This is a genomic window from Cylindrospermum stagnale PCC 7417 (genome assembly GCF_000317535.1).
Lineage (GTDB): Bacteria > Cyanobacteriota > Cyanobacteriia > Cyanobacteriales > Nostocaceae > Cylindrospermum > Cylindrospermum stagnale.
Window position 1 is genome coordinate 6235674 of sequence record NC_019757.1, and the last position, 26940, is coordinate 6262613.

The window sequence follows — 26940 nt, forward strand, 5'->3', positions numbered from 1 at the left end:
TACGGATATTTGCTGGCTACAAACAACTCTCTAGCGGTAGATATAATTAAGTCCGAAAGTTCAGTTGACGATTAAGGGAATTAATGCCTGAATGTGCAGTTTTACTGCTGTTGCTAGCTTTATAATTAGAGGTGATGATTATCTATGGTGCTGAAAGTGCCATGAAAAAGGTGATCGCGAACGGCATTTTTTTGTAAGAAGTCATGGGGGAAACCCAAATCAATTTGACTGACTTCATTCAACCGTTGCAGATGTTCTGGCGAGAGGGTGAAATCGAGATAACCTAAGTTATCTTGAAACTGAGAGAGCTTCCTAGCGCCGACAATCGGGACAATCACACCGCTTTGAGCACGTAACCAAGCCAGCGCGACTTGTGAAGGTGTGTGTCCAATTTCCGCAGCAACTTGACTAACTGTTTGAGCGATCGCTAAATGTCGTTCCGAAATAGTTCCTAGTGCCGGATTTGCCAATCTTCCCTGATGTTCATCGACGGGAATCGGTTGATTATACTTACCTGTGAGCACTCCACCACCAAGGGGAGACCAAGGCGTTACCGCTAAATCCAAAGCTTTAGCCATTGGTAACAAGTCCCGTTCTGGTGTCCGCTCAATCAAACTATACTCAATTTGCAGAGCGACAAACTGCGTCCACCCTTGATATTGGGCGATGGTATTGGCTTGGGAAACAATCCAAGCGGGTGCGTTCGAGATCCCGATATATTGTATTTTACCTTGGCGAACGAGATCATCAAGCGATCGCATCACTTCCTCAATCGGCGTGGTGAAATCCCAAGCGTGCAGCCAAAATAAATCAATGTAGTCAGTATTCAGCCGTTTCAAACTACCTTCCAACGACTGGATCAAATTCTTGCGATGGTTCCCGCTGGAGTTAGGGTCACCAAGGCGATCATTAATCTGTAAGGGAAAACTATATTTAGTTGCAACTACAAACCGTTCCCGGTCTTTAGCAATCAACTCACCAACAATTTTTTCACTGCTACCATCAGTGTAACAGTTGGCGGTATCAAGAAAGTTTCCCCCTGCTTCCACAAAAGCATCAAAGATTTTCTGACTTTCGTCTTTGGATGCCCCCCAACCCCGGTCTTCACCAAAGGTCATGGTTCCCAAAGAGAGTTCAGAAACTCTCAACCCACTTTTGCCCAAGAGTTTGTATCTCATAATTAAACTATTCCACATTTAATTGGCATCAAATCAATAGCTAGGATGCTTGCCAATACTGGATTTTCTAATTGGGAATTTTCAAGGAGAGAATTTGGAATTGCCTACTATCTTACCTGTTCTCTGTAGACTTTAGGCGTTGTACCCATCAATTTGCGAAAGACATTTGTAAAGTGGCTCTGATTCTGAAAACCCACTAGTTGATAGATTTGGTCTATTGTCTTTTCAGAGCGAGTCAATAAAATTTTGGCTTTTTCAATTCGACAATTGATCACATACTGATGAGGCGCAAAACCCGTTGACTGTTTAAACAGGCGCGAAAAATGATACATACTCATGCTCACCACCGCAGAAATTTCTGCCAAGGACAAATCTTTGTCGAGGTTATCATGAATATATTCCATGGCTTGTTGCAACTTTAGCCGAGACAAACCCTTACCATGAGTGTATTGAGGAATATTTTTTTGATCTGCGCCATAGCGTTTCAGCAGGTGAATGCAAAGCGTATTTGCCAGAGATTCAATGTAAATGCGAGTACCCATGTCATCAGATTCTAGTTCTGATTTCAGTGCCAGTCCAATCTGCTGAATTAGAGGATCGGGTGTAAAAAAATGGGGTGTAATTTCAATATTTTGTAAATCTACTGTTTCTAAAGCGATGCGATTGAAAAAAGCTGGTTCTAAACTGAGGAGGATAAATTCTCCCCCCGACTCGCAACGCGATATATGGTGAGTGTTTGCCGGAATCACTGTCACATCCCCATGGGCTATGGATTCACGCTGAGTAAGTCCATTTAACACCCGCTCTGCCTTTTTAATACCACGGTCGAGGCTGATGCCAATAGTATGTTGGTGGAAGTAGTGTTCGGGTGTTTCGTGGCTAGGCTGTCGATGATGATCTAAGCGAATACCAGCCCATTTAGCATGGTAACTAGAAACTAGGGGCGATCGCGGCAGAATGGCTGAACAAGCATCTTCTTGATCAAAATCAACAGTGACAATTTTTTCTTCTGGCATCGTTCTCGCCCCAGAAATAATTCAGTTTCGGTGTAAGGCTATACTTAGCTTTTCAAATATCCTAAACTATTATCCCCAAATAGCGGCTAAATACATGAATTACTACGTGATCTACGACGGAAATTGCCATCTCTGCGTCACCCTAGTGCAATTGCTAGAAACTCTAGACCGGGGAAACTTGTTTCGCTACACCTCCATGCAAGATGAGCAGACACTATCTCAGTGGGGAATTACCCCCGAAGATTGTGAACAGGGAATGATTGTAATTGATGGTAATACACCTTCGGGGCGTTGGCAAGGAAGTGCTGCTGCTGAAGAGATTGGGCGGTTATTGCCATTGGGAAATGTATTTGTAGAGGCTTATCGGGCCCTACCGGGGATGAAGTGGGTTGGCGATCGCTTTTACGAACAAATCCGGGACAACCGTTACACCCTTTTTGGCAAGCGTTCCCAAACTTATCAGTCGGCGTATTGTGTAGATGGTAGCTGCAAAACTGATAAAGAGTAATCTTGAGTTTAAGCCAGCTTTAGTACATAAGTTCTAGTATGCAAGAATTTAAACCTCTTTTCTGGGTGATTCCCGTCATTTTTGAATTCAGAGTCTAAAATATAGTTAACCTTAAGGGTTAACAATATTTATAGAACCGTGATAAAATGGATATTGTATTCGAGAGTAGCCAATTTGAAGAAGAGTGCAATAACCAACGGCAAAGGCTTCTAGTGAGAAAACACGGTGCAGATAGAGCAAAACGCATCCAAAAACGGCTAAATAGCTTACGTTACGCCAACGTACTTGAGGATATGCGAAATGTTCCAGGCCGTTGCCACGAATTGCTTCATGACCGCGCAGGTCAATTAGCGCTCGATTTGGATCATCCATATCGGCTGATTTTTGAGCCAGCAAATGAACCAATTCCTACCAAATCAGATGGTGGTCTCGACTGGAGTCAAATAACTGCCGTGAGAATCATCGGCGTGGAGGATTATCATGGAAAGTAAGATCGAAAATAGGTACAATCCAGATTACGTTTACCCTCCTGGGGATACCCTGCTAGAAGTTCTGGAAGAACGGGGAATGACCCAGGCAGAACTGGCGGAACGGACAGGAAGACCAAAAAAAACAATTAATGAAATTATTAAGGGTAAAGCAGCAATTACCCCCGAAACAGCATTACAGCTAGAACTGGTATTCAATATCCCAGCTAGTTTTTGGAACAATCACGAACGACACTACCGGGAATTTTTAGCGCAACAGGAAGAAAAAAAGCGTTTAAAAAAGCAAGTAGGTTGGCTGAAAGGAATTCCTGTTACAGCCATGATTAAGTCTGGCTGGATTCGCCGCCATCAGGATAAAGTGGAACAATTGCGGGAAGTGCTAAATTTTTTCGCCGTCGCCTCCCCTGAACAATGGGGGAGTATATGGTTGAATACTCATATAGATTTTCGTAAATCTCCAGCATTTCAAAGTGACCCTGGTGCGATAGCTGCTTGGTTACGTCGGGGAGAAATTGAAGCATCTAAGATTGCTTGCGCTCCCTATAATGCCGACAATTTTAGGGAAGCACTGCAAAAAATCCGTGCTTTAACTGTGGAACCACCAGAAATTTTCCAGCCAAAAGTAGTAAAGTTATGTGCAGAAGCTGGTGTTGCTGTAGTTTTTGTGCCACAACTTCCCAAAACGCGAACTAGTGGAGCAACTCATTGGTTGAATTCTGACAAAGCGCTGATTCAACTCAGCTTGCGCTATAAGACTGATGACCATTTGTGGTTTACCTTCTTCCACGAAGCTGGTCATATTTTGCTACATGGTAAGCGCGATTTCTTCCTGGAAGGGACAGGTGTTGTATCTGTCGAGGATCAAGAAAAAGAGGAACAAGCAAACAAATTTTCTGCGGATATACTCATTCCCCCTGGGTCGTGGAAGGGATTCCTGGGATCAGGTCAACAAATGAGTAAAGTAAATATTATGCAGTTTGCTGCTGAAATCGGCATTGCCACAGGGATTGTAGTTGGTAGGCTTCAGCACGATCATGTTTTACCGCCTAGTCACTGCAATGACCTGAAACAAAAATTTGATTGGGTGTTAGATGAGCAGGAAAGCTGATTATTTGACAATTAGCAAGGGGATTGGTGCGATATAACTGACTTGTTCAATCACTAGATTTATTAAAAATCTCTAAAATTTGCCGGCAAACCTGTTTCAGCCTCTCCCCGACTTCAGGAGAAGGTAGAGACTGTCCAACAAAACTCCAGGTTTCTATCGTTGAAAGTCGCCACACCTCGCCGCGATGGTCAAATCCAGCCGCTTCCAGTCCGATGGCCCGCCGGGAGTTATTTAGGGGATCATGATAAAACCGGATTTGAATCAAGACACTGCGACTGCGCCAGGATTTGCTGATTCCTGGAAAGTGAAAGCCGATGTCTATCGAATCTGGATCGACTAACTCCCTCGTTTCCGGGTCATTTTTCCAAGGTTTGAGATCCGATCTGGCATCAGGAAACTCGAATTTGAACAAATTAACTACCGTAGCAATCTTGCTGGCGAGTTCAAGGTTTGTTGCCTGTTCAGATGCATTCACGAAAAAATACTCCTAATATTGCGTCATTCTATGGGGGATGTGACGACAGAAAACCCGCCAGAAGGCTTATCTTATTAGTGCTTCAGCTTATCAAGACCTTTTAGATTTAGCAACTCTAAATCACGCTTTCCTCACAATTACTGCGGCTTATATCTGCCAAAAACTCCTGATTTCTGATTTTTGGACAAGTTAATAGCTATTGAGTAATTATACTTAATAAAATCTGGAAATAGCAGATGAAACTCTGCCCTTTGTAGAAAATTCCCATTGAAGTTCTCGGATTTTCTGCAAAAACCTTTGCTGACAAGAAAGATAAATTGCGCTAGCGATCTAAAATAACACTGTGAATTGATAAATACAAAACAAATAACTTCAGTTTATGGTGCGTCAACGCTCTATTTTGTCACTGCTTCTAGTATTATTGACAACATTTCTGATCAGTTGTGGCAGTCCTAGCGCCGCAGTTGCACCTCCCACCTACACAGCGGCTCAATTAGAGCAAATTCAGGAATACATTCCTGAAATTCAGGCTGTGCGCGATCGCTCAAAAGAACTGGAAAACCTGATTCAAAAGAATCAATGGATTAAGGTGGGTAATTTTATCCACGGACCCATAACCGAAGCAAGGTTGACCATGACCTATGTCATCCCCAGCCTGTTACCCAAAGACCAAACCACAGCGCGTCAGATAACGCGGGATTTCTTGAACCACCTGGTTAAAATCGATCAAGCAGCTACTGCCGGCAATACTCAACTGGCCTTGAGTAGCTACCAAGATGCTTATGCAGACATTGACAAATTTCTGCAACTGCTGCCTAAAACTAGCAGTTAACAGTCCTTCCTTCCTTGCTGAGTGAAAAATGATGGAGTGATAGGGTGATAGAGTGAACAGTTCACTCCTCACTCCTCACTCCTAAAAAAAGCCCATGAATGTAGTTATCATTGGTTGTGGTGTAATTGGCGCAGCGATCGCATACAATCTCAGCCAAGTTCAAGGATTCAAGATCACAGTTTTCGACCAACAACCACCAGCAAAAGCTTCCACAGGCGCTGCACTAGGCGTTTTGATGGGCGTAATCAGCCAGAAAATCAAGGGTAAAGCTTGGCAGATGCGCCAGACTAGCATCCAACGCTATGAAACCCTGATTCCCGAACTAGAAGCTTTAACCGGTCGGCAAATCCCTTTCAATCGCCAAGGAATCCTCATGCTTTTGCCTGAAAATTCAGACCCCTCCTTGCCCTTAGAAAGTGGGGTTGGGGGGATCTCCCCATGGGAAAAGCTGCGGGAAATTCGTCAATCTCAAGGTTGGCAGTTGGAAATTTGGGATATTGCCAAACTCAAAAATATTTGTCCTCAAGTCAATCACGCCAAAATTACTGGCGCTGTCTATTCTCCTCAAGACCGCCAACTTGATCCTACAGCCCTAACATTAGCTTTAGTGGAGGCTGCCCAACACAATGGCGTAACTTTCAAATTCGGCGTGACTGTATTGGATGCCCAAACCCCGGAAATTTCCCCTCAACTTCAAACTATTGAGACTACAGAGGGAAAAGTTACCGCAGACTGGTTTATAGTCGCTGCCGGGCTAGGTTCAACGCCACTGACGGCCAAATTAAATTATAAAGTTGATATTCGCCCTGTTTTGGGGCAAGCGTTACACCTCAGCTTAGGGCATCCATTAGGAAATTCTGACTTTCAACCAGCGATTACTGGTAACGATGTCCATATTGTGCCTGTGGGCGGCGGTGATTACTGGGTGGGTGCAACGGTGGAGTTTCCCAGTAATGGGGATGAGATATTGCCAGATAGTGAATTACTGGAATCTGTCAAACAACAAGCGATCGCCTTTTGCCCAGAATTAGCCCAAGCAACCATTATCCGCACTTGGTCAGGATTACGTCCCCGCCCCGAAGGACGCCCCGCCCCAGTAATTGGTAAGCTACCAGGGTTTAATAATGTTCTCCTAGCTACTGCACACTATCGCAACGGTGTTTTACTCGCACCTGCAACAGCCGATGCCATTCGTGAATTATTGCAAGATAGTTCTTCCTTATCAACTTCAGCATAACAAATCTAAAACCAAAAGTCAACACCCTAAACCCATATAATTGCAAATTTCAGCAATTCAAAAAACGATGTGCGGTACCATTATTCTTCTCATTCTTCTGCTACCTATTTATAGGATGATGAAGGAAAATTCAGTATTACGCCATTGGTGCGAGGCTGTTACATTCCCAAATAGGAAACATAGCGTGTCAATTAAAGAACAAAAAATAACCGTAGATTCACTAGAATGGTTTTATCGCGAAGCTCCAGCAATTGGTCAAACAGACTTGCTGCCTGTGTTACTACTACACGGTATAGTTTCGCAAAGTTATAGCTGGAGAAATATTCTCCCAAGTTTAGCAGCACAAGGAACAAGAGCGATCGCACCCGATTGGATTGGTTATGGTTTTTCTGCACAACCAGAAAAACGCGATTTTGCTTATACCCCCGATGCATTTATCACAGCATTAGCCGGATTTGTCAAAGCAGTAGAACTAGAACGTTTTTCCTTAGTTGTGCAAGGATATTTAGGTTCCGTAGGGTTACAATATGCCTTGCGTCACCCCGAACAAATAGCCAACATAGCGATTTTAAATACACCAATTACCACCAGTGCCAAATTACCCTGGAAAATCCAACAACTGGGGTTACCTTTAGCAGGTGAAGTCATGACTCAAGACCCCCTATTAGTAGACAGAACATTAGAAGGTGGTACTCGTTACCGCATAGAAGATAAAGATTTAGATATTTATCGCAAACCATATTTGAAAAGTTCAGCATCAGGACGCGGCTTGTTAGCAACCGTTCGCAATTTGCAACTTTTTCCAGCAATGACAGAAATTGAAACTGGCTTTAAACAATGGCAACAACCAATTCTGATTCAATGGGGAATGATTGACCCTTGGTTATCTGTAGATATAGCCGAAAAATTTGCCAAAAATGCACCAAATGCCGAATTAATAAAACTTAATAACGTCGGGCATTACCCCCAAGAACACTACCACGAAACAATTCTACAAGACCTTTTGCCCTTTGTGCGTCGCGCTGAATCTAGTTGAGTTGGTAGATAAATTAACAAGACACTGCATACTTTTTATGAAAATAACAACTATCGCAGAAATAATGATCAAAGCCGACATAGAAGATGTGTTTGACAGTTCAACGGACGATCAAAATTTACCTAGATATTTCACTGGTTATAAATTAATTCCGGCAATTGTCAGTGCTAGAACCACAGATAGTTTACCTCTTCATCAAGGGAGCAAAAGAATTATTACTAATAGGGATGGTTCAGAAATTGTAGAATTAATTACTGCCCTAAAACGACCAGCAATTCAAGAGTACAAATTAATTCAGGGGTTTAAACCTCCTTTTTCTTTGTTAGTAGATTCTGCTGCTGGAAGATGGTTATATACAAGTGGAGATTCAGGCACAAGAATTGTCTGGAATTTTGAATTTAAAATGAAAAATTATCTAGCATACTTGTTTTTCCTTGTAGCAGTAAAAATGGCATTCCAAAAAGCTCAGGTAATTTGTTTAGAGAATCTCAAAAGCTTCCTTGAAAGTCCAAAAGCTGATGAGCAAGTTTTTCCCAGCTAGATGATTTTAGATATTTTGTCAAAATTGCGGCTATTTAAACTCGGTAATTACTTAAAATGTCAGCAATAATGATGACGGCAATTCACACTTCTTAATCTATCTGGGGTGTTGTGGTCAATTGCCAGATCAGGTTTTGCTTTAACCTGATAATGGGAGTAGTAACAGCACTCTACAACAAATTGACAAAGGCAGGTTACGATTCATGGCTTATTCCTGGTTTAAAGCATTTCACATTGTTGGCTTTGTAGTTTGGTTCGCTGGGTTATTTTATTTAGTGCGTCTGTTTATCTACCATGTAGAGGCTAACCAAGAACCGGAACCCGCAAGAACGATACTGAAAAACCAGTATCAGATTATGGAAAAGCGGCTTTACGGCATCATTACCAACCCAGGAATGTATGTCACTATTGCAATGGCGCTGGGCATCATCTCCACAGAACCGGATATTTTAAAAGAACCCTGGCTACATTTCAAACTATTGTTTGTTGCCGTTTTAATTGGTTATCATCATTACTGCGCTCGTCTGATGAAGCAGTTAGCAGCAGATGAATGCCGCTGGAGTGGTCAACATTTGCGTGCTCTAAATGAAGCGCCTACACTGATGTTAGTGGTGATTGTGATGTTGGCTGTGTTTAAGAATAACTTGCCTACAGACCTCACCGCATGGTTAATTTTTGGTTTAGTTGTTTTTATGGCTGTCAGCATTCAGCTTTATGCCAAAATCCGCAGACGCAACAAAGAAAAGCAGTTAGAACAATTAAATCAAGTTCCCCAAGCCTAAAGTTAGAGGAGATTTTAGCGATACACTATACGCGGTAGGGGCACAGCATTGCTCATGAGTGTCAACTTAAGGTGAAACCCTTGTAATGGCGTTATATCAAACTTATTCAATTACCAACCAATCCAGAAGAACCCCACCCCGGTTTTGCTGGCGCAAAACCTCCCCTCCCCTCATAAGGGGAGGGGATTGAGGGGAGAGGTCAAACGGCTGTGGGACAACGGTTAAAGCTTAAGTTGACACCAATGAGCATTGCTGTGCCCCTACGAATGGTCTATAGTTACACATAATTAGACTGTAGCGTAATACCTCGTTCCCAGTCTCCGGCTGGGAATGCCAATTAAGAGGCTCTGCCTCCTGTCAACTGGGCACAGCCGCTTTACCTACATTTTCTGGTAGAATATGGAAATGAGATGCTGCTAAGTAGATTGACTTTTGCGATATCGCTTGATTCCGCTTTGGTTTATTCGCAATGACTGTAATTAATTTTGTTTGACTGCTTAATAGAGAAAAAAAGCGGCAGAAATGTTAGGATTGGAGGCGGAGCCTCTAAGGAGCATTCCCAGTCGGAGACTGGGAACGAGATATATTAATATAGTATTGTTATTGCACCCATTCTCGGCTGAAAAAAAATTATCGCGCGTAGCGCGAGAAGAAGGGAAAAGAATTAAGAAGGGTAGAGGGCAAAAGAGCAAGAGTATAAAGGGCTACAAAATCCTCGCGGGGGAAAAACAAACCACCCGAAAACCGAAGTTGTAGTACCTATTGTCCGGCGCGTTCCTGCCACGAGCCGCAGAACGGCAGACCCTCGGATTGAAGTCCCACGAACCACCGCGCAGCAGCCGACGATTATCATTCTCACCTTGCCAAGCGCTACCGTCTGTTGGCGAATTTATATAATTTTCGTGCCACCCACCTTGGCACCATTCCCATATATTACCATGCATATCGTATAAACCGAAAGCATTTGCTGGGAAAATTCCCAAATCAGTTGTTTCTTCACGATACACGCCCTTGGCACTGGATTTGTATGTGTAGTTCCCGTTGTAATTGGCTAGATTTGTGGTGATTGTGTCACCAAAATAAAAGGGGGTAGCAGTTCCGGCTCTACAGGCATATTCCCATTCGGCTTCGCTAGGCAAGCGATATATTTTACCTGTATGCTTTTTCAATCTAGCACAAAATTCCTGGGCATCATGCCATGATACTTGCTCAACTGGTCGGTTAGCACCTTTGAAGTTAGATGGGTTGGAGTCTAAATCAATTTTTACTTTTGGTAAAGCTGCTACCCTTTCCCACTGTGCTTGAGTAACAGGATATTTCCCCATGAAAAAGGGTTGAATAGTAACTCGATGTTGGGGACTTTGAGAAACATGGTATCCTTCCTCATTTTCTGGTGAACCCATCAAAAAATTTCCCCCAGGGATAGAAATCATGTCTAAAGTGACATTGTTTCCTAAATATTCAGTAAAATATTTGGCTTGGCAATTTTCTCTTTTTACTTCTCGACCTTCAGCATTTACAGTCACCACCTCAAACTGAAAAATTTGTAATTTGTTTTCCTGAGTTGGTGGGGTTTCAGGCTGTACAGACCTACCTCCTACAGGCGATTTTACAGGTTCAGGTTGAGGAAATGAAGAAGAAATTCCTTGTCGCTGAGAAATTCTCGAAAATGCTTCAATTACCTGCCAATCAGAACCTCTAGCAGCTACATTCACTCGCATCCATAGCTGTTTGGCTAATTCCCAATTTCCTTGTGATTCCGCTTGAAAAGCATCATTTTTAAGTTGAAGAATATCCGTTAAAGTGGCGTGCTGCGGTAATAAAATTAAGTGTAACTTGGTGGCAGGTTCAGCTACAGCATAAGGATTCTGCTGTATTTTCCCGTGCTGTTGATTAATAGCAGGAACTCGCCATTTTAAATATTCCTGCAACCTTTCGACCGTTGCACAGTTCCCTTCACCATTGATTCTTAACCCTTCTAACAAAGCGTAGGTAAAAGAACCATGTTGTAATTGCTCAATTTCCCAAGACTTTTGCTGAGAACTGCAAGAATAAAAGGTAATTACTCCTTGATGCTCTCCGCCAATACCTACACCGCTTCTACTTCCTTCGTTTCGACAGGCATCTAAAAATAATACTACATTATCAGCACCACAGCGGCGTAATCGTTGGGTGACAAAATCCACAGAGATAGCGGTATGCTCTGGATCACCGGGGTCGCTATCCGATAGCATTAAGTAGTCGCAGTCTGCATGACGCTGGCCATGACCGGCAAAGAAAAACCACAGGTTATCCCCTGGTTGTAACAGCGGTTCGTCAAATTGCGCTCTTAAAAAACGCCGCAAGTGTCCAAAGGTTGGTTGAGTTTCAATAGACGCAGGTGTGGCTGGAATGGGTGGGGAATCTTCTGTAAACAGGAAAACCTCATCAAACCTTCCTTCCTTGCTAAACCAATCACCCATTCCCTCAGCATCGCCCTTGGCGTATTCTAGGGGCTTAAGGTTGCTATATTTATTTATCCCAATTGCGATCGCCCAATTAGCCATTACTCCAGCCTAAACCCGATTTTTCCCCGTTTGCGGTGAAAATTGACGTATTACTTTTATCATAGTAATGTCTTGCCTTGTAAATATTCAGGACTTACGCAACTGGCATGGCTTTGTAGGGTGCGTCAGACTCGATAATTCGGTAACAATCAGCAGATTTTTAACATCTGACGCACCCTACAAGAATCTTTGAGTGTGAAGCTTGGGTAAGCCCTAATAGTAATACGCAGTTTAAGCAATAAAAATAAATCTGATGTCAGAAGAAATTTCTACCCCAAAAACAATCTGGATTGTTACAGAAGAAGTAGCTGAAACCTCAACTACTACTAGGGAAATATCAACGATTACTGGTGATAGAGGCGGTGTTGATAGAGGGGGAATCATCGGACGTAGAACGGCTGAAGAAGAAATAATTATTACTAAAGAAAAAGACAAAGTAGTAATTACCAGGCGCAAGGCTTTAGAGGTAAATCAACTCAAGCTGCAAATGAAGGGATTTCTGCAAGCAATGCGAGAAATGCTAGATGAAGCTGACGAACCTGATTCTAAAATTCAGCTTGATGAAGTGGAAGTAGCAGTAGAAATCAACGGCGAAGGACAATTTAGCTTACTGGGAGTTGGTGGTAAAGCGGGCGGTAAAGGAAGCATGACTTTTAAATTCAAGCGCAAATAAACCCAGCCAAAAATGTGGCTTTATTCAAAAAAAATTATTTTCTGATGGCGCAGAATTTGCCGATATTGCTTAATAAATCTACTGTAATCCTTAATTGACAAGGCTTTTGCTGTTGAGGGTGGTCTCATTTTTTTAATAAAACCCCCCTTGTCGGGTAATGACATGGGGGGACTTGGAGCTAAAGTCCGGTAGGGTAATCGGGCTACTTAATATTTAATATTTATCGCGGTTGTCTCAAGTCCTCCTTTAGACAGATAAATTTCTGATCAGAATTTTCATTTGGTATATTTTAAAAAAATCCCCCGTTGTCAAATATCAACGAGGGGATTTGCAGTTAAATTTCGTCAGGTGATCGGAATATTTAATTATTTAATCTTGATAGCGGTTGTCTCAAGTCCTCCGTTAGATAGAGAAATACCTCATCAGTATGTTCATGGTTGTATTTTCTAATACGTACAGTGAATATCGCTCAGAAATAGAGCAGAAATTCAAGGTTGAAAATTCAAAATCTCCAGGCGCAAGACAAAATTGGGGTAAGTCGGTAGGTGTAAATATTTGTCGTTGGGATGAGGCGCTCATGAACTCTTGGTTTGAGAATCCTTCAAATTTCTTTACACAGTTATCTTTAATTTATGCATTTTTACTTATCTAAATATTTGTGGTGTTCTAGTGTAAATAAGTATTAAATAAAATGTATATTAATCATCTGCACTTTTCGAGAAAAACAATTCATTAATCCGAGAGTCCAGGTCTATCGAAGTTGGAACCACAAAATTTCTTCCTAAAGTTAGATAGAAACTTGGTATTTAAACCACTACTTTTAGCCTATGGGCGTTCTCACATCCAAGACCAACCTTATTGGTGTTTGACAGAAAGTGCCCTTGTGGATGTTGGCTCAATACTTGAGTGACGCAGATCACAACATTTAGTTAATGCTAGTCACCAAATAAAGTGTCTTAGCTCACGATTAAATGGTAATCTACGTCAGCTTTTTGGGTGTGAAAGCTCATATCATCTTGGGACTTGACTCAGTATGGTGGCAGACTATCAATGATATGAGGTAGCGGGCAAGCTCGACCTAGACGAAATGCTTACCCAATCTAGCAACGGCAATAAAGTTATTTTTAGATTTGCATAATTTATGAAAAAAGTCCTGATAAATATTTAGGTAGCATTGCTTGGCTTGTGACCCAGGGACAGATTTTATCAAAACTTTATTTGGGGAAGGATAGATTTAATTTTAGGGAACGGCTAAGAACAGGCTTGATTCTCCCTTAACAACTGCTTTTCCTAGTGTGACAAAGTTTACTGCAACTTTATGTATATAAGGTTATATTTAATTTCAGGGAATACCTAATAACCGTCTTGATACTCTATTAATTAACAACTAATTTTCCTAGGAGGTATTTATAATGCAAACCGCAGTCGAAACCCAGCAACCTATCTTACAAGTTGGTTTTGCTGGGCTTGCAGTCAAAGAGTTACAAAAGCTTTTACTACAAAGAGTCAGTGATATTGAAGGTCTAAAGGTTGATGGCATATTTGGCGAAATAACTAAACTTGCTGTTCAAGTTTTTCAGTATCGGGTTTTCCTCAAGAATGATGGCATTGTTGAGCAAAATACTTGGCAAGCGCTCTACACTGGTCAACGCCAAGATTTACCCGAATTAAGTCGTGGTAGTTACGGTAGTGAGGTTGCCAGGGTTCAAAAACTTCTCAAATTGAGTCAAGTTGCTCAACAAGAGTTGGGCGTGAGAGGTTACTATTTTGGGGCAGTCGATAGCAACTTCGGTGCCAAAACTGAAGTGGCTGTCAAAATCTTCCAACAGGAGCAAAAACTTGTGGTAAATGGGGTAATTGGCCCTGAAACCTGGAAAGCTTTGATGGAACTTGCTGTCAGAGTTCAGCCACATTAGTTTTTGCAGATGTGGCGATTGTTTAATATATTTTGCATCTACAAGTTCAGTCTTGGGCGAATCTACATAAACTACTAAATTACTTACCATCTTGTCGGTGTTCTTCTGTGCGCTCAACGCCAGTAACATAAATGGGTGGCAATTCTTGATTAAACTCTAAATAAACTGTTGTATTTGACTTTTATTATTTTTTTGTCAGTCACTTTACCCAAATTAAATGTGAGACAAAAGTACAAAGACGCAAAGGCTTGCTTTGCGTCTATAGAGGTTCTCAGGTGAGATAATCAGTTGCTTTTAGGTAAAGTATCTCCAGGACCGGCGGTAACAATCACCAGATTCTCAGGCTTAATTAACTGCTTGATTACCTGTTGCACCTGAGCCATAGTCACTGCTTGAATGCGGTTGGGAAATTCGCGAATTTCCGCTGGAGAAAGCCCCAAGACAGCATTGTTCAAAATGATGCTAGCTACTTCACTGGGATTAGCTAAATCCACAGGATAGCTGTTGGTAATTGAGCGTTTTGCTGTGTTGAATTCTGCCTCGGTGACGCCTTGGTCTCGTAACTGTTGGAGTAAAGCGATCGTGCTGGCGATCGCTTTTTGACTATCTCCTGGTGCTGTTTGCATCTGAATCAAGAACGGGCCAGGATTGATTCCCGCAGCAAACCCACTATATATACCGTAAGTCAAACCCAGGCGATCGCGAATTTCTGTACCCAAGCGACTCGATAAAGTATCACCACCCAAAATCTGATTCAGCACCAATGCCGCATAGTAGCGTGGATCTTTGCGGGAAATGCCATTGTAACCGAGATAGGTAACAGCTTCTGCCTTACCGGGAATCACGGGATTCAGGCGTGTCAAAGTTGCCGGAATTTGCACGGAAGGCAAGTTGAGAACTGGCGGTTTACCCGTGGCTGACCATTTGCCGAATTCCTGATTGAGCAAAGCTTTCACCTCAACAGGATTAAAATCTCCCACCAGGGTGAGCGTTGTAGTATCCGGTCGATAGTGTTCTTGGTAGAAGCGCCGCAAATCATCGCGAGTAATACTCTTTAAACTCTCGCTAGTAGGAAAGCTATGAAAGGGATGATTTTCTGGGTAAATTGCTTGCTGAAATACCCGTCTTCCCAGTCCTCTGGGGTCATCTAGCTGATATTTGAGACTCGTCAAGGCCCGCTGACGACTCAATTCCAACTGGTCAGCGGGGAAAGTGGCGTGTTGCAACACATCTGCCAGGGTTTGGATTAATATCGGTAAGTTGACTGACAGTCCCTGAGCGCTAATATCAACTCCTTCCCGATTTGCAGCGAATTCTAAATCGGCTCCTCGGTCTTCTAAGGTTTTCGCTAAAGTCAAAGCATCTTTAGTCTGTGTCCCATTGATTAAGTTGTTAGCAGTTAAGTTTGCTAATCCAGCTTTTTGATTACCATCAAACTCATTGCCGGCGTCAATTTGCCCGCTGAGGTTAACGACGGGGAGACTAGAGTCAGGTAATAGCAGCACCTGCAAGCCATTATTCAGGGTAAATTGCTCTGGTAAAGTTTGTTTGCTGCTATCTGTAGTTGATGTGGGGGGTGGTAGATATTTAGCAAGTTCTGCTGGGTCTACAGGCTTACCAGGGCTAAAATTTTCTACAGTCCGATCAGCACCAGCGCTGGAAGTGCCTGGTTTACCGTCTGCTTGGGTTGGTTCAAAGAAACCGACGGTTTTTTTGGCAGGGTTGAGGTAAGTTTTAGCTACTCGCTGTACATCTGCTGGGGTAACATTGGCGATCGCCGCTAAATACTTTTCGATAAAATGATAATCTCCAGCAGTCGTTTGGTTATACCCCAATTGACTAGCTTGACTGGTAATATCCTGATTTCCCAGGACGAAAGAAGCTTGCAGTTGTGTTTTTGCTCGCTCTAATTCTTCCGAAGTGACTGGTTGCTGTTGCAGGTTTGCCAAAGTTGCCTGAATTACCTGGTCAATCTTGCTTAACTCTTGACCAGGAGCCGCAGTGGCATTAATTTCATACCAACCCGGTTCGATCAGTTCAGCTGCACCACCACTAACTGAACTAGCGAGTCCAGATTCCACCACAGCTTGATAAAGTCGCGAACTGCGTCCACCTGTGAGAATGGCATCCATCACATCGATTGCTGGGACATCAGGATGGTTAATATCAGGGAGGGGATAGACAGCTTGGAGTATTGCAGTACTTCCCGGCTGTTTCAGCAAGATTGGCTTTTTCGGAGTCGCAGCAGTTGCAGTTACAGAAGCTTTAACAGTTGGTGTTTTAGCTCGTTGTGGCACTTTCCCAAAAGTGTCTTTGACAACTTTTAGTAGGGATTTTGTGTCAAAGTCCCCCGTAACTACCAAAGTGGCGTTTTCTGGGCTGTAATAGGTTTGGTAATAATTCCGCACCTGCTCCAATGTAAATTTCTCCACATCAGCTTTTGTGCCTCCCACTGGTAAACCGTAGGGGTGGTTAGGAAAAGCCGCTCGCATGACTGCGCGATCTAAACGATAGCCTGGTGAATTCTCATAGCCTTGCAACTCCGAGATCACCACCCGCTTCTCGCTTGCCAGTTGCTCAGGATTAATTAAAGCATTTTTCATGCGATCGCTTTCCAGTATCAGCAGCGCATCTAATTTATCTCGCTGCACCGTGCCAAAATAAGCCGTTTCATCATAGCTAGTAAAAGCATTGAACTGACTACCCAAAGCACTAAACAACCGCCCAAATTGCACCGGACGGTCAGTAGTCCCCTTAAACATCAAATGTTCCAATTGGTGAGAAATGCCGTTAATTCCCGGTCCTTCATTGCGGGAACCAACCTTATACCAAACCTGCACACTCACCACAGGAGCGGTATGTACTTCTTTAGTGAGTACTGTTAAATTATTGTCTAATACTGTTTTTTGCACCCCTTGAGTGAAAGAGACACCAAGAGCGGGTGCGACTGCTGCGGGTGTGACTGCATTGGTGATTTCGCCGGAAAATGGCAAAATACTGAGGAGGAGACTGAGGCACAACCCAATAAGCATATATGAACGTATTTTCATAGCGATTTTAGAGGCAAATTTCTCAAATGCAATCCCTGAAGGTAGTTCAAAATTAAAGTTTCAAGACACTAAACAGGCTTTCCCATTTATTGTAATCGTGGAAATTTCGCGCAAAGACGCAAAGAGGCAAAGTTTTAGATTAAGCCCTGGGTGGAAATCTCACCCAGAGGAGGAGACTTGCACAGGAAGGGTTTCCCGACTTGAGGAGCCAGTGCGTTGGACGGGTTCCCCGGCTTAAAGCAACTGGCGTCAAAGTGTCCGTCGAGCAGAGGCACAGAGAGAGATTTAGAGAGCAATAGTGAATAAATGAGATGTAATCCAGATTTTGAGCCTTCCTGGGGTCACCGTGCCAAAATGGGAAAATTGTCCGCTAAGACTGAAACGCTTATCCAGCAAGCCTCTTAAACACTCATATTTCTATCTTGGTAGCGTACCAAAATCTCCCTTTTGCATAAAACAGAGTGGACTTACCTAATAAATGGTAATCGATGACAATACAGGTTCTTTTATGAAGACAAATGTAAAGGTTTAACGTTTATTTCTGCACAATTGCTATCAAAACCCCTTACGCTCTGCCGCTCAACTAAGCCGTTAGGCTGACTATCAGTCAAACAAAAAACTGGATAACAAAGATGAAACCCTCACGCAAATCTATGTTCTTTAATTTGTTGATTTCTACTGCTGCTTTGACCATACCCTCTTTGATGTTGACACAGACTTTACTGTTTGCACAGAACAACCAATTGAGCAATCCTATCCTGACGCAAACTGGACGAGAATTGAAAAGAGACAATAACTGGAGTGATATAGGTAAAGCAGAATTCATCGATGCCAACACCGCAGATCGATTAATCAGAGAATTTCAAGCACAGAAAAAGCCTGAACCAACATTAGAGCTTCAAGGAAAGACTGACCCTGAAATGGAACAGCTTATTGCGGTAAGAGTAAGCGACGGGCAAACGCTAGAACAAAAGGTTGCTCGACCACGTTCACAGGACACTGAATCTAGTCAAAGCACTGTTGACAATCTTGCTACTGAGGAACCACCTCCACTCCCATCAATCGTAGGAAGTGACGACCGTAAACTATACCTTGATATGCAGGCATATCCTCATCGAACAATTGGTGGGATAGCCCCGAAGGGAAGCACTACTTCTAGCTGTACTGGCACTTTAGTAGGCCCTCGACATGTGCTGACTGCGGGACATTGTATTCATCCAGGCGGTGGCGGTAAGACAAAGTTTTATAAAGACCGAGGTTTTGCTCCAGGGTGGAAAGGCAAGGGAAATACAAAAGCTACACACCCGAATGGATATTACAGTCCTGTTCATTACTTTGCTCCCCAAGGTTGGATAAACAAAGGAAATAGTAGATACGATTACGCACTTATAGTACTAGAAAATAACAGTGAGCTTCGCCAGCTTGGATGGTTAGGAACAACCAACGGTAATGTTGGAAATTTGACACAAAAATCGATTATAAATCGTGGTTATCCCGGCTCAAATCTTAATTGTAAAGCATCTCCCATAAAATCAGGTCCAAACAAGGGCAAATGCTTCAACTATATGTATGGAATGACCGGTAGAGGAATTGCTGTTGGCTCTTTCAGGTTCTCGCATACTGCTGATGTAGTGGGTGGTCATAGTGGTAGCCCACTATTTAAAAGCAATAATAAAATTTATGGAATTCATACCCAGTCTGGTCCTGTATATAGCTGGGCAATCAAAATGAGGAATGGTATTCAAGACATGATTCATGAAGCTAAAGACCAATTTGAATAGGGCATCACCGGGCCAAATTGGGAAAACTGTACGCTAAGGAATTGAGACTAACCTTAACTCTATGAAAATAGGTTGTTTTGAGCAAATGGCATACCTCTATCCCTGATTCTTGACTCGAATTAGTCTTTCTTTATGGTGCAAAGTATTGGTACTACTCTGCACCATCAAAAAAATTAACAACTCGAATCTAGACAGACAAAGACTTTCAGCAGATTCGTACGATTTTCCCGTTTGGGGTGCGACACGATGGCGCACGAAGGGCTGGAAGTCCCTATATACAAAGCTTCCAGAAGATGAGTGAGGAACCGATTCCTCCAGTCTAGTGTCCAAGGCTGTTCCTAATTCCCCCATGCAGTACTGGTAACGGCATTGTGTGAAGCGGGGAATAAAGCCCAAGGAAGCATTTAGCCTAAAAATGTAACCGGACAAAGGAAAGATTGGATGGGTGAATGTAAATGAATCCTTGTTAAGGCATCGTTAGAAAAGGTCATCGAAAAGGCTGACACGGTGATACGAGTGAATGTACTGAATGCCCCGAAATCATCCAGTCAAGGTTCAACTCCCCAATTTAGCTGAACTGGGACACCAACCACTCCGGTGTAGAGAGGACACCCTACCCAATTACATCTCATCCGTGCGTAACGTAGTAACCCCAATGAAGTCTGGGATTTACCCAGTAAGCAACCCGTAAGGGAAGCCGAATTCTTCAGTGGGTCAAGGATGCTTCCAAAAGCGAATGCCACCAGCCGAAAGGCAAGGGAAATCCATAACCCGGTGGATAAGGCAGATGTCCAACCTGAAAGGGTGCTGACGGGAAGCAGGTGAGTCAACCAATATCCGTTGTAATGATTTCAAACCGAGGTGTAAGTTAGATGCAGGCAACTGTAAACCGAACCAAGGGACAGACTGATTGGAATTGTGTTAATTGGCACAAAGCCAATCGGATTGTTCGGAATTTGAGACAGCGAATCTTTAGGGCAAAAACTGAGGGCAACCTGAAAAAGGTACGCTCTCTCCAGAAATTGATGCTACGCAGCTATTCTAATCGCCTAGTCAGCGTTAGAAAAGTGACGCAGTACAACAGAGGTCGATATACACCAGGGATAGATAAAGTAGTAGTGAAAACTACTGCTGCCAGGGGTCAGTTAGTAAATAAATTAACTGATTATTCCCCTTGGAAATCATCACCAGCACGACGAATTTACATCCCAAAAGCTAATGGGAAGAAACGACCTTTAGGAATCCCAGTAATACAAGACCGTGCCATCCAGGCAATGGTTAAAAATGCCTTGGAACCCGAATGGGAAGCAACTTTTGAAAGGTCAAGTTACGGTTTCCGACCAGGACGTAGCCCCCATGATGCTATTGAAAGTATCTACAACCTAGCTCGTCCGAATAAACGGAAGAAATGGGTAGTAGATGCAGACATTCAAGGATGTTTTGACAACATTTCTCATAATTTTCTGTTAGAGCTTTTAACAGGCTTTCCAGCCCGTGAATTAATTAAACAATGGCTACTAGCAGGATATATGGAAGCGGGTTCATGGCATCCAACAGATGCTGGTACACCACAAGGGTCTGTTGTCAGTCCGTTGTTAGCAAATATAGCTTTGCACGGTATGGAATCTGCTCTGGGAGTTAAATATAACAAGGATGGAGAACTCCGTGCAGCAAGAGCCTTGGTGAGATACGCCGATGATTTTGTGGTGTTCTGTGAAACACAAGAAGATACAAAAAATGTTATTCAAATCCTTAATTATTGGATGCAAGTCAGGGGGCTTACCCTCTCCCTGGAGAAAACCAAAATATCGCATCTCACAGAAGGGTTTGACTTTTTGGGTTTCAATATCAGGCACTATAAAGACCAAACCACTAAAACTGGATGGAAGCTGTTAATTAAACCTAGTAAAAAGTCTGTGTTAAATATTCGGAGTAAACTGCGTTCCGAATGGCTTAACTGTAAAGGTCAGCCAGTAGATGCAGTCATTAAAAAGCTCAATCCGATTATTCGGGGGCAAGCAAATTACTTCCGAATTGCTGTATCCTCAAAAATTTTCAATTCTCTTGACCACTGGTTATATGAGAAGCAGAAAATGTATGCCAAACGCACTCATCGGAATAAATCTGATAGCTGGCGTAAGGCTAAATACTGGGGAAATCTAAATCTTGATAGACCATTTGACCGATGGGTTTTTGGTAATAAACAAACCGGAGCCTATATGTTAAAATTTGCCTGGTTCAAGATTGAAAGGCACATTCTTATTAAAGGTAAATCATCACCCGATGACCCAAAATTAAGGGACTATTGGATTAAACGGCAAGAAGCTAAAACTAAATCCGAATTAATCAAAAGTAGGCAGAAGATAGCCCAAAGGCAACAATATGTCTGTCCTGTATGCGGGGAATCTTTATTAAATGATGAGGAGTTACATCTTCATCATAAAAAGCCAAAATCTCAGGGTGGTGGTGACAATTACGGCAACCTACAACTCGTACATCTGTACTGCCATCAGCAAATACATTCTGGAACAATTTGTAGTTTATGACTTGCTTGAGCCGGATGCGTTGCAAGGCGCAAGTCCGGTTCTGAGGGGGCGGGATTATAGCGATATAGTCCTGCTACCCGACCATGGTGACGCCTTCCTCCGCGCCTTTGCGTGAGACAAAAAAAGGTGGGAACCTCCCCACCTTAATCTCTTCCTTTTCTTTCTTACCTTTGCGCTCTTCGCGTCCTTTGCGGTTCGTTTTCTAAACCCCCAAAACCCGCACCAAAAACGCCCACTTATCAGCCGCTTCCTCAATAATTTTCGCTGTTGGTTTACCCGCACCATGTCCGGCTTTCGTCTCAATTCTAATTAAAACCGGCGCATCTCCACCCTGAGATGCTTGCAAAGCGGCGGCAAATTTGAAACTATGGGCAGGAACCACGCGATCGTCGTGATCTGCCGTAGTAATTAAAGTAGCAGGGTAAGCCGTCCCCGGTTTCAGGTTATGCAGTGGCGAATAAGCAGACAAAACCTGAAATTCTTCAGAATTTTCCGCCGAACCATATTCAGAGACCCAAGCCCAGCCGATGGTAAACTTGTGGAAGCGGAGCATATCCATCACGCCGACAGCGGGTATTGCTGCACCAAATAAATCGGGACGCTGGGTCATACAAGCACCCACCAGCAACCCGCCATTACTACCACCTGCGATCGCTAATTTTGCAGGTTTTGTATAATTATTACTAATCAGCCATGCCGCCGCTGCAATAAAATCATCAAAAACATTCTGCTTTTTCTCCTTCATTCCAGCTTGGTGCCATTCTTCCCCATACTCCCCACCACCTCGGATATTTGGCATCGCATAGACACCACCCATCTCCATCCATACCAACATACTCACAGAAAAACCAGGCGTCATTGAGGCATTAAACCCACCATAAGCATAAAGATAAGTTGGGTTATTGCCATCTAAATTAATGCCTTTTTTGTGAGTAATAAACATGGGTACACGAGTCCCATCTTTACTTTCATAAAAAACTTGTTTTGTTTCGTAATCAGCCGGATTAAAATCTACATTTGGCTGCCGGAAAACTTCACTTTTACCCGTAAGCATGTCATAACGGTAGATAGTTCCCGGTATAGTAAAACTAGTGAAACTATAAAAACTTTCGGTATCATGACGTTTACCACCAAAACCACCTGCCGAACCAAGTCCGGGTAATTCCACCTCACGCACAAACTTTCCAGCCAGGTCAAAAATTTTAATTTGGGTGTGAGCATCTTGGAGATAATCAACGACAAATTGATTATTAACAATTCCCGCATCTTCCAAAGTTTCTGCTGATTGGGGGATGATTTCTTGCCAATTTTCTGGTGCTGGTTTTTGGGCATCAATAGCAATAATTCGTCCCCGTGGGGCATTTAAATCTGTGCGAAAATAGAATAAACTATCATCATTATCAACAAAACTGTAATCTGCCTCAAATTCCTGAATCAGTTCAACAACTTCAGCACCTGGGTTAGTCAAATCTTTGTAGAAAACCAGATTTTTGGGGTCAGTTCCCAGCCAAACCGAAATAATCAGATATTTTCCATCTTCAGTAACACCGCCACTAAAACCCCATTCCTTCTGGTCAGGACGATGATAAATTAATATGTCTTCTGCTTGGGAAGTACCGAGTTTATGGTAATAAAGTTTTTGATAATAGTTGACATCTTCTAATTTGGTTTTTTCGTTTGGTTCATCATAACGGCTATAGAAAAAACCTTGATGATCATGTGTCCAAGATGCACCAGAAAACTTAATCCACTTCAGATGATCTTGCAGGTCTTCACCAGTTTCTACATTGCGGACTTTCCACTCTTGCCAATCAGAACCAGATGTAGATAGACCATAAGCTAAAAGTTTACCATCTTCGCTGATAGAAAATCCCGCAAGTGCAACAGTACCATCTTCTGAAAGTTTGTTAGGGTCAAGTAAAACTTTTGGCTGGTCTTCTAAATTTTTAAGAGTATAGAGAACGCTTTGGTTTTGCAGTCCATCATTTTTGAAATAAAAATAGCTTTCCCCCTCTTTAAACGGGATACCATATTTTTCATAATCCCAGAGTTTAGTGAGGCGCTGTTTAATTTTTTCTCTGGCAGAAATTTCACCAAGATAGGCAAAAGTCACCTGATTTTGTGCTTCAACCCAAGCTTTTGTTTCTTCCGAGTCGGGATCTTCTAACCAACGGTAAGGATCGGCAACTAAAGTACCGTGGCAGTCATCAACTTGATCACTCTTACGGCTGGGTGGGTAGCTGGGGATTTTTTCAGAGTTAGACATAGTTCCTAGGGATTGGCGATTGGCGACTGGGAAAAAGTTTTTTTTACAATTTGGTTGGGGTTTGAATCCCATCAAAATTATCCCAATCCCCAATCCCCAATAGCTAATCCCATTTTAAACGGTGATCATGAGTTTTTCTCCTTTCAACATCCGGGAAGCGGCTTCAAGTAGCGCTTCTTCTAGATATGGCTTGGTGAAGTAACCACTAGCACCTAATTGAACCGCCATTTGTCTGTGTCTGTCTGCACCCCGCGAGGTGAGCATGGCGATCGGCAGGTGGTTGAGGTTAGAGTCTTTTTGGATGCGTGAGAGTAACTCCAGACCGTCACAGCGGGGCATTTCGATGTCGCAAAATACGATATCGCAAGGCAAACCTGAGCGGAGTTTATCCCAAGCTTCTTGGCCGTCACGCGCTTGTTCGACCCGATAGCCTGCTTTGTTAAAAGTGAGAGAAAGCAATTCCCGGACTGTAATGGAGTCATCGACAATTAGCACTGTCGGGTCAATCTTCTCAGCAGCGGTTGGTACAGGTGGAGCAGCTTTTTGCTGCCAAGCACTACCACCAATTTGTTTAGCCATCCGTCCCTGGAAGATGTCAATGATTTCCAGCACGTCAGCAATGGGCATAATCCGACCATCACCTAAGACTGTAGCACCAGCTACACCGATGGGTTTAGGTGCTGGACCTTCAAATTGTTTAATGACAATTTCCTGTTCGCTCAATACTTGGTCAATCTGTAAGGCAATCATCGTATTTCCCGATCGCACTACGACCACAGAAACCATATCATCATCTCGTGTACCGCCGTACACACTACCGCGACTGATTTGGCGATTGAAGGTTAACAGTTCCTTCAGGGGTCGGAATGGTAGCGCTGTCTCCCGCCAGTAAATAAATGATTGTCCTTCAGCATTTTGCTGAATATTTTTCATCGGGATATCTAATGTGTCTTCCACCCCATCCATCGGGAAGGCAATTCTAGCTTTATCGGAGACGCAGCAGAGGGCTTTACAAATACTGAGAGTCAGTGGTAGACGAATGGTGAAGGTAGTGCCCTTACCGATCGCCGAATCGGTGTTAACTATGCCGCGAATTTCGCTAATTTCCGAGCGCACTACGTCCATACCCACACCACGACCAGAAAATTCATCGGCTTGGTCTTTCATTGAAAAACCTGGCTGGAACAGTAGATCGTAGATTTCTAGGCGAGAGATATTTTTGCCTTGATCTGGTGTAATCATGCCAATTTTGAGCGCTTTGGACTTGACCTTTGTGGGATCAATGCCTGCACCGTCATCGCCTACAGAAATCACGGTTTGGTTGCCTTGGTGGAAGGCGCGGATGGTGATTACTCCCGCTGGTGGTTTACCTGCGGCCATGCGTACTTCTGGGGTTTCAATTCCATGTGCGATCGCATTATTCAGCATATGCGTCAGCGGGTCAGTTAGATGATCCAAAATCATCTTGTCAATTAAGGTGTCTCCACCTTCAATCACCAACTCCACTTGTTTGCCACACTTGATCGCGTTGTCGCGCACTCCTCGCCGCTTACTGTCAACAGCTTGGGAAAAAGGCACCATTCGCGCTCTTGTTAGTCCCTCTTGTAGCTGGGTAGTTACCTGACGGAACTGCCGCGCTACCCGCTCGGTTTCTTCGGTGACAAAGTCGATGTCACTCGCTGACTCTCGCACCCGCACAATGAACTCAATCATCTCTTGAGACAGTGTATGGAATGGGGTAAAGCGATCCATTTCTAGGGCGCTAAAACCCCTGTCTGTATTGGCGTCTGGGGCTATAATGCCGAAGTCTTTAGGTTTGCGGCTAGCGAGTAGTGAGGCTTCTAGTAGCGATCGCTCATACAACTCCTGCATCCTCGCTCCCACATCTGAGAGCTGTTGCACCTGAATCAGCAAGTTATCTAGTGACTGTCGCAGACGCTCATGATCCTGCTCTAAGGTATTCCTATTTACCACCAACTCCCCAACCAAATTGCTCATATCATCCAGCTGCTTGACTGGAACCTTCATCGTTTCTTCAAATCTGGCAGCACGACGAGTAGAAGAACGGGTAGTTTTGCTTGTATTTGATTTTACAGACGGTGTGTGTGATATGGTTCGATTCGCCTCTTCCAGCATCTCCTCCAATTCACTAAATTCATCTTTTTCTGGTGATGAAACAGCATTATGAGATTTTTCGGTTATCGGTTGAGTTATATAAGATGGCTGCGCCTTAGGTACCACTGCTGCTTCATCATCATCCATACCCAACAATGCTTCTAAAGCAGCAAAATCAGATTCTGCTATAGAAGTAGGATTAGCGATGGGTGCTAATTCCTCTTCTAGCAATGCTTCTAACTCAGCAAATTCATCTAGGTCATCTGTCTCATTTTCATCGAGAGTAACATCTGCTGTAGTTTCCGCCTCCAATTCTTCAGTTGGCGGAACAATAGCATTTTCTCCCTCAATCACTGGTGCGGCTGGCGCTGTCTCGCCAAAATCCAACAGATCCTCAGACAACTCCGCTGCGAAATTTGGCTCCATATCCAAGTCACTGTTGTCTGTGTTTTCGGCTAACTCTTCCTGGTTTCTAGCCTCTGGTAGAGCAGTTTCTGTCACCAATAAACCATTAACTAAACTCAGTTGTGCAGTCTCAACAACAGAGATTTCTGTGAACTCAAAGGCATCTACCGAGGCATCGCTCATCTTGGTATCTACAGCCTCTGGATGTATCTGCTCACTCGCTCTGACATCTACTTCTGTTTCTATACCAAATAATTCACCAGCATCACTGTCTGTCAGTTCTGGTTGAATATAAGTTGAGTCAAAGGATAGCGGCAGATTTTCGGCGCTGTCTTCTTCCAGACTATTCCCAAATAATTCACCAGCATCACTGTCTGTCAGTTCTGGTTGAATATAAGTTGAGTCAAAGGATAGCGGCAGATTTTCGGCGCTGTCTTCTTCC

19 protein-coding genes and 1 pseudogene are annotated in these 26940 nt (G+C 43.2%); 13 read left to right on the forward strand and 7 right to left on the reverse strand.

Annotated features, from left to right (window positions below; translation table 11 throughout):
• Positions 1 to 125: 125 nt before the first annotated feature.
• Both CYLST_RS26380 and CYLST_RS26385 read right to left on the reverse strand, forming a co-directional pair.
• On the reverse strand, positions 126 to 1178 hold the full coding sequence (locus CYLST_RS26380) for an aldo/keto reductase (protein WP_041233925.1): 1053 nt from the start codon (positions 1176 to 1178) through the stop codon (positions 126 to 128).
• 107 nt (positions 1179 to 1285) lie between these two features.
• On the reverse strand, positions 1286 to 2194 hold the full coding sequence (locus CYLST_RS26385; RefSeq protein ID WP_015210792.1) for a helix-turn-helix domain-containing protein: 909 nt from the start codon (positions 2192 to 2194) through the stop codon (positions 1286 to 1288).
• A 94-nt stretch (positions 2195 to 2288) separates the two neighbouring features.
• Here CYLST_RS26385 and CYLST_RS26390 point away from each other — a divergent pair, with 94 nt between their 5' ends.
• The 3 genes from CYLST_RS26390 (at position 2289) to CYLST_RS26400 (ending at position 4298) form a co-directional block, all read left to right on the forward strand.
• Positions 2289 to 2702 carry a thiol-disulfide oxidoreductase DCC family protein gene (locus CYLST_RS26390; protein ID WP_015210793.1) on the forward strand — a complete coding sequence of 138 codons (414 nt, stop codon included), beginning with the start codon at positions 2289 to 2291 and terminating at the stop codon, positions 2700 to 2702.
• A 146-nt stretch (positions 2703 to 2848) separates the two neighbouring features.
• Positions 2849 to 3193, forward strand: a complete 345-nt coding sequence (locus CYLST_RS26395; protein WP_015210794.1) for a type II toxin-antitoxin system RelE/ParE family toxin — start codon at positions 2849 to 2851, stop codon at positions 3191 to 3193.
• Complete coding sequence (locus CYLST_RS26400; protein ID WP_015210795.1) at positions 3183 to 4298, forward strand: helix-turn-helix domain-containing protein; 1116 nt, start codon at positions 3183 to 3185, stop codon at positions 4296 to 4298. Before CYLST_RS26395 ends, CYLST_RS26400 begins: the two co-directional genes overlap by 11 nt.
• A gap of 46 nt (positions 4299 to 4344) precedes the next feature.
• Here CYLST_RS26400 and CYLST_RS26405 read toward each other — a convergent pair whose 3' ends face one another.
• Positions 4345 to 4773, reverse strand: a complete 429-nt coding sequence (locus CYLST_RS26405) for a hypothetical protein (protein WP_015210796.1) — start codon at positions 4771 to 4773, stop codon at positions 4345 to 4347.
• 379 nt (positions 4774 to 5152) lie between these two features.
• On the opposite strand from CYLST_RS26405, the gene psbQ reads away from it, so the two are divergent.
• From psbQ to hemJ, 5 genes are all read left to right on the forward strand, one after another.
• The gene (gene psbQ / locus CYLST_RS26410) at positions 5153 to 5605 is read left to right on the forward strand and encodes a photosystem II protein PsbQ (protein WP_015210797.1); all 453 of its coding nucleotides are present in this window, start codon (positions 5153 to 5155) and stop codon (positions 5603 to 5605) included.
• A gap of 94 nt (positions 5606 to 5699) precedes the next feature.
• On the forward strand, positions 5700 to 6842 hold the full coding sequence (locus CYLST_RS26415; protein WP_015210798.1) for an NAD(P)/FAD-dependent oxidoreductase: 1143 nt from the start codon (positions 5700 to 5702) through the stop codon (positions 6840 to 6842).
• Between the two features lie 184 nt (positions 6843 to 7026).
• Complete coding sequence (locus tag CYLST_RS26420) at positions 7027 to 7878, forward strand: alpha/beta fold hydrolase (protein WP_041233282.1); 852 nt, start codon at positions 7027 to 7029, stop codon at positions 7876 to 7878.
• Between the two features lies 1 nt (position 7879).
• Positions 7880 to 8419 carry an SRPBCC family protein gene (locus tag CYLST_RS26425; protein ID WP_157162643.1) on the forward strand — a complete coding sequence of 180 codons (540 nt, stop codon included), beginning with the start codon at positions 7880 to 7882 and terminating at the stop codon, positions 8417 to 8419.
• A gap of 202 nt (positions 8420 to 8621) precedes the next feature.
• Positions 8622 to 9200: a protoporphyrinogen oxidase HemJ gene (gene hemJ, locus CYLST_RS26430; RefSeq protein ID WP_015210801.1), complete on the forward strand. Its 579-nt coding sequence runs from the start codon at positions 8622 to 8624 to the stop codon at positions 9198 to 9200.
• A gap of 704 nt (positions 9201 to 9904) precedes the next feature.
• Here hemJ and CYLST_RS26435 read toward each other — a convergent pair.
• Positions 9905 to 11746, reverse strand: coding sequence for an SUMF1/EgtB/PvdO family nonheme iron enzyme (locus CYLST_RS26435; protein ID WP_015210802.1), 1842 nt, complete (start codon positions 11744 to 11746; stop codon positions 9905 to 9907).
• Positions 11747 to 11999: 253 nt separating this feature from the next.
• Between CYLST_RS26435 and CYLST_RS26440 the strand changes: the two genes are divergently transcribed.
• The 3 genes from CYLST_RS26440 (at position 12000) to CYLST_RS26450 (ending at position 14335) form a co-directional block, all read left to right on the forward strand.
• Positions 12000 to 12419 carry a Pepco domain-containing protein gene (locus CYLST_RS26440; RefSeq protein WP_015210803.1) on the forward strand — a complete coding sequence of 140 codons (420 nt, stop codon included), beginning with the start codon at positions 12000 to 12002 and terminating at the stop codon, positions 12417 to 12419.
• Between the two features lie 433 nt (positions 12420 to 12852).
• On the forward strand, positions 12853 to 13071 hold the full coding sequence (locus tag CYLST_RS26445; RefSeq protein WP_041233283.1) for a hypothetical protein: 219 nt from the start codon (positions 12853 to 12855) through the stop codon (positions 13069 to 13071).
• A gap of 760 nt (positions 13072 to 13831) precedes the next feature.
• Positions 13832 to 14335, forward strand: coding sequence for a peptidoglycan-binding domain-containing protein (locus CYLST_RS26450; protein WP_015210805.1), 504 nt, complete (start codon positions 13832 to 13834; stop codon positions 14333 to 14335).
• A gap of 284 nt (positions 14336 to 14619) precedes the next feature.
• Here CYLST_RS26450 and CYLST_RS26455 read toward each other — a convergent pair whose 3' ends face one another.
• Positions 14620 to 17385 carry a M16 family metallopeptidase gene (locus CYLST_RS26455; RefSeq protein WP_041233285.1) on the reverse strand — a complete coding sequence of 922 codons (2766 nt, stop codon included), beginning with the start codon at positions 17383 to 17385 and terminating at the stop codon, positions 14620 to 14622.
• Between the two features lie 632 nt (positions 17386 to 18017).
• On the opposite strand from CYLST_RS26455, the gene CYLST_RS32535 reads away from it, so the two are divergent.
• Both CYLST_RS32535 and ltrA read left to right on the forward strand, forming a co-directional pair.
• A complete protein-coding gene (locus CYLST_RS32535) occupies positions 18018 to 19166 on the forward strand; it encodes a trypsin-like serine peptidase (protein WP_015210807.1) in 1149 nt (382 codons plus the stop codon).
• An 872-nt stretch (positions 19167 to 20038) separates the two neighbouring features.
• The gene (gene ltrA, locus CYLST_RS26465; protein ID WP_015210808.1) at positions 20039 to 21712 is read left to right on the forward strand and encodes a group II intron reverse transcriptase/maturase; all 1674 of its coding nucleotides are present in this window, start codon (positions 20039 to 20041) and stop codon (positions 21710 to 21712) included.
• Between the two features lie 202 nt (positions 21713 to 21914).
• On the opposite strand, the gene CYLST_RS26470 is transcribed toward ltrA, so the two are convergent.
• Together CYLST_RS26470 and CYLST_RS26475 are read right to left on the reverse strand one after the other, a co-directional pair.
• Positions 21915 to 23978 (reverse strand): prolyl oligopeptidase family serine peptidase, encoded by a 2064-nt coding sequence (locus CYLST_RS26470; protein ID WP_041233927.1) that lies wholly within the window; start codon positions 23976 to 23978, stop codon positions 21915 to 21917.
• Positions 23979 to 24092: 114 nt separating this feature from the next.
• Positions 24093 to 26351 (reverse strand): annotated as a pseudogene (locus tag CYLST_RS26475) (hybrid sensor histidine kinase/response regulator); the annotation flags it as partial.
• Positions 26352 to 26940: the final 589 nt, after the last annotated feature.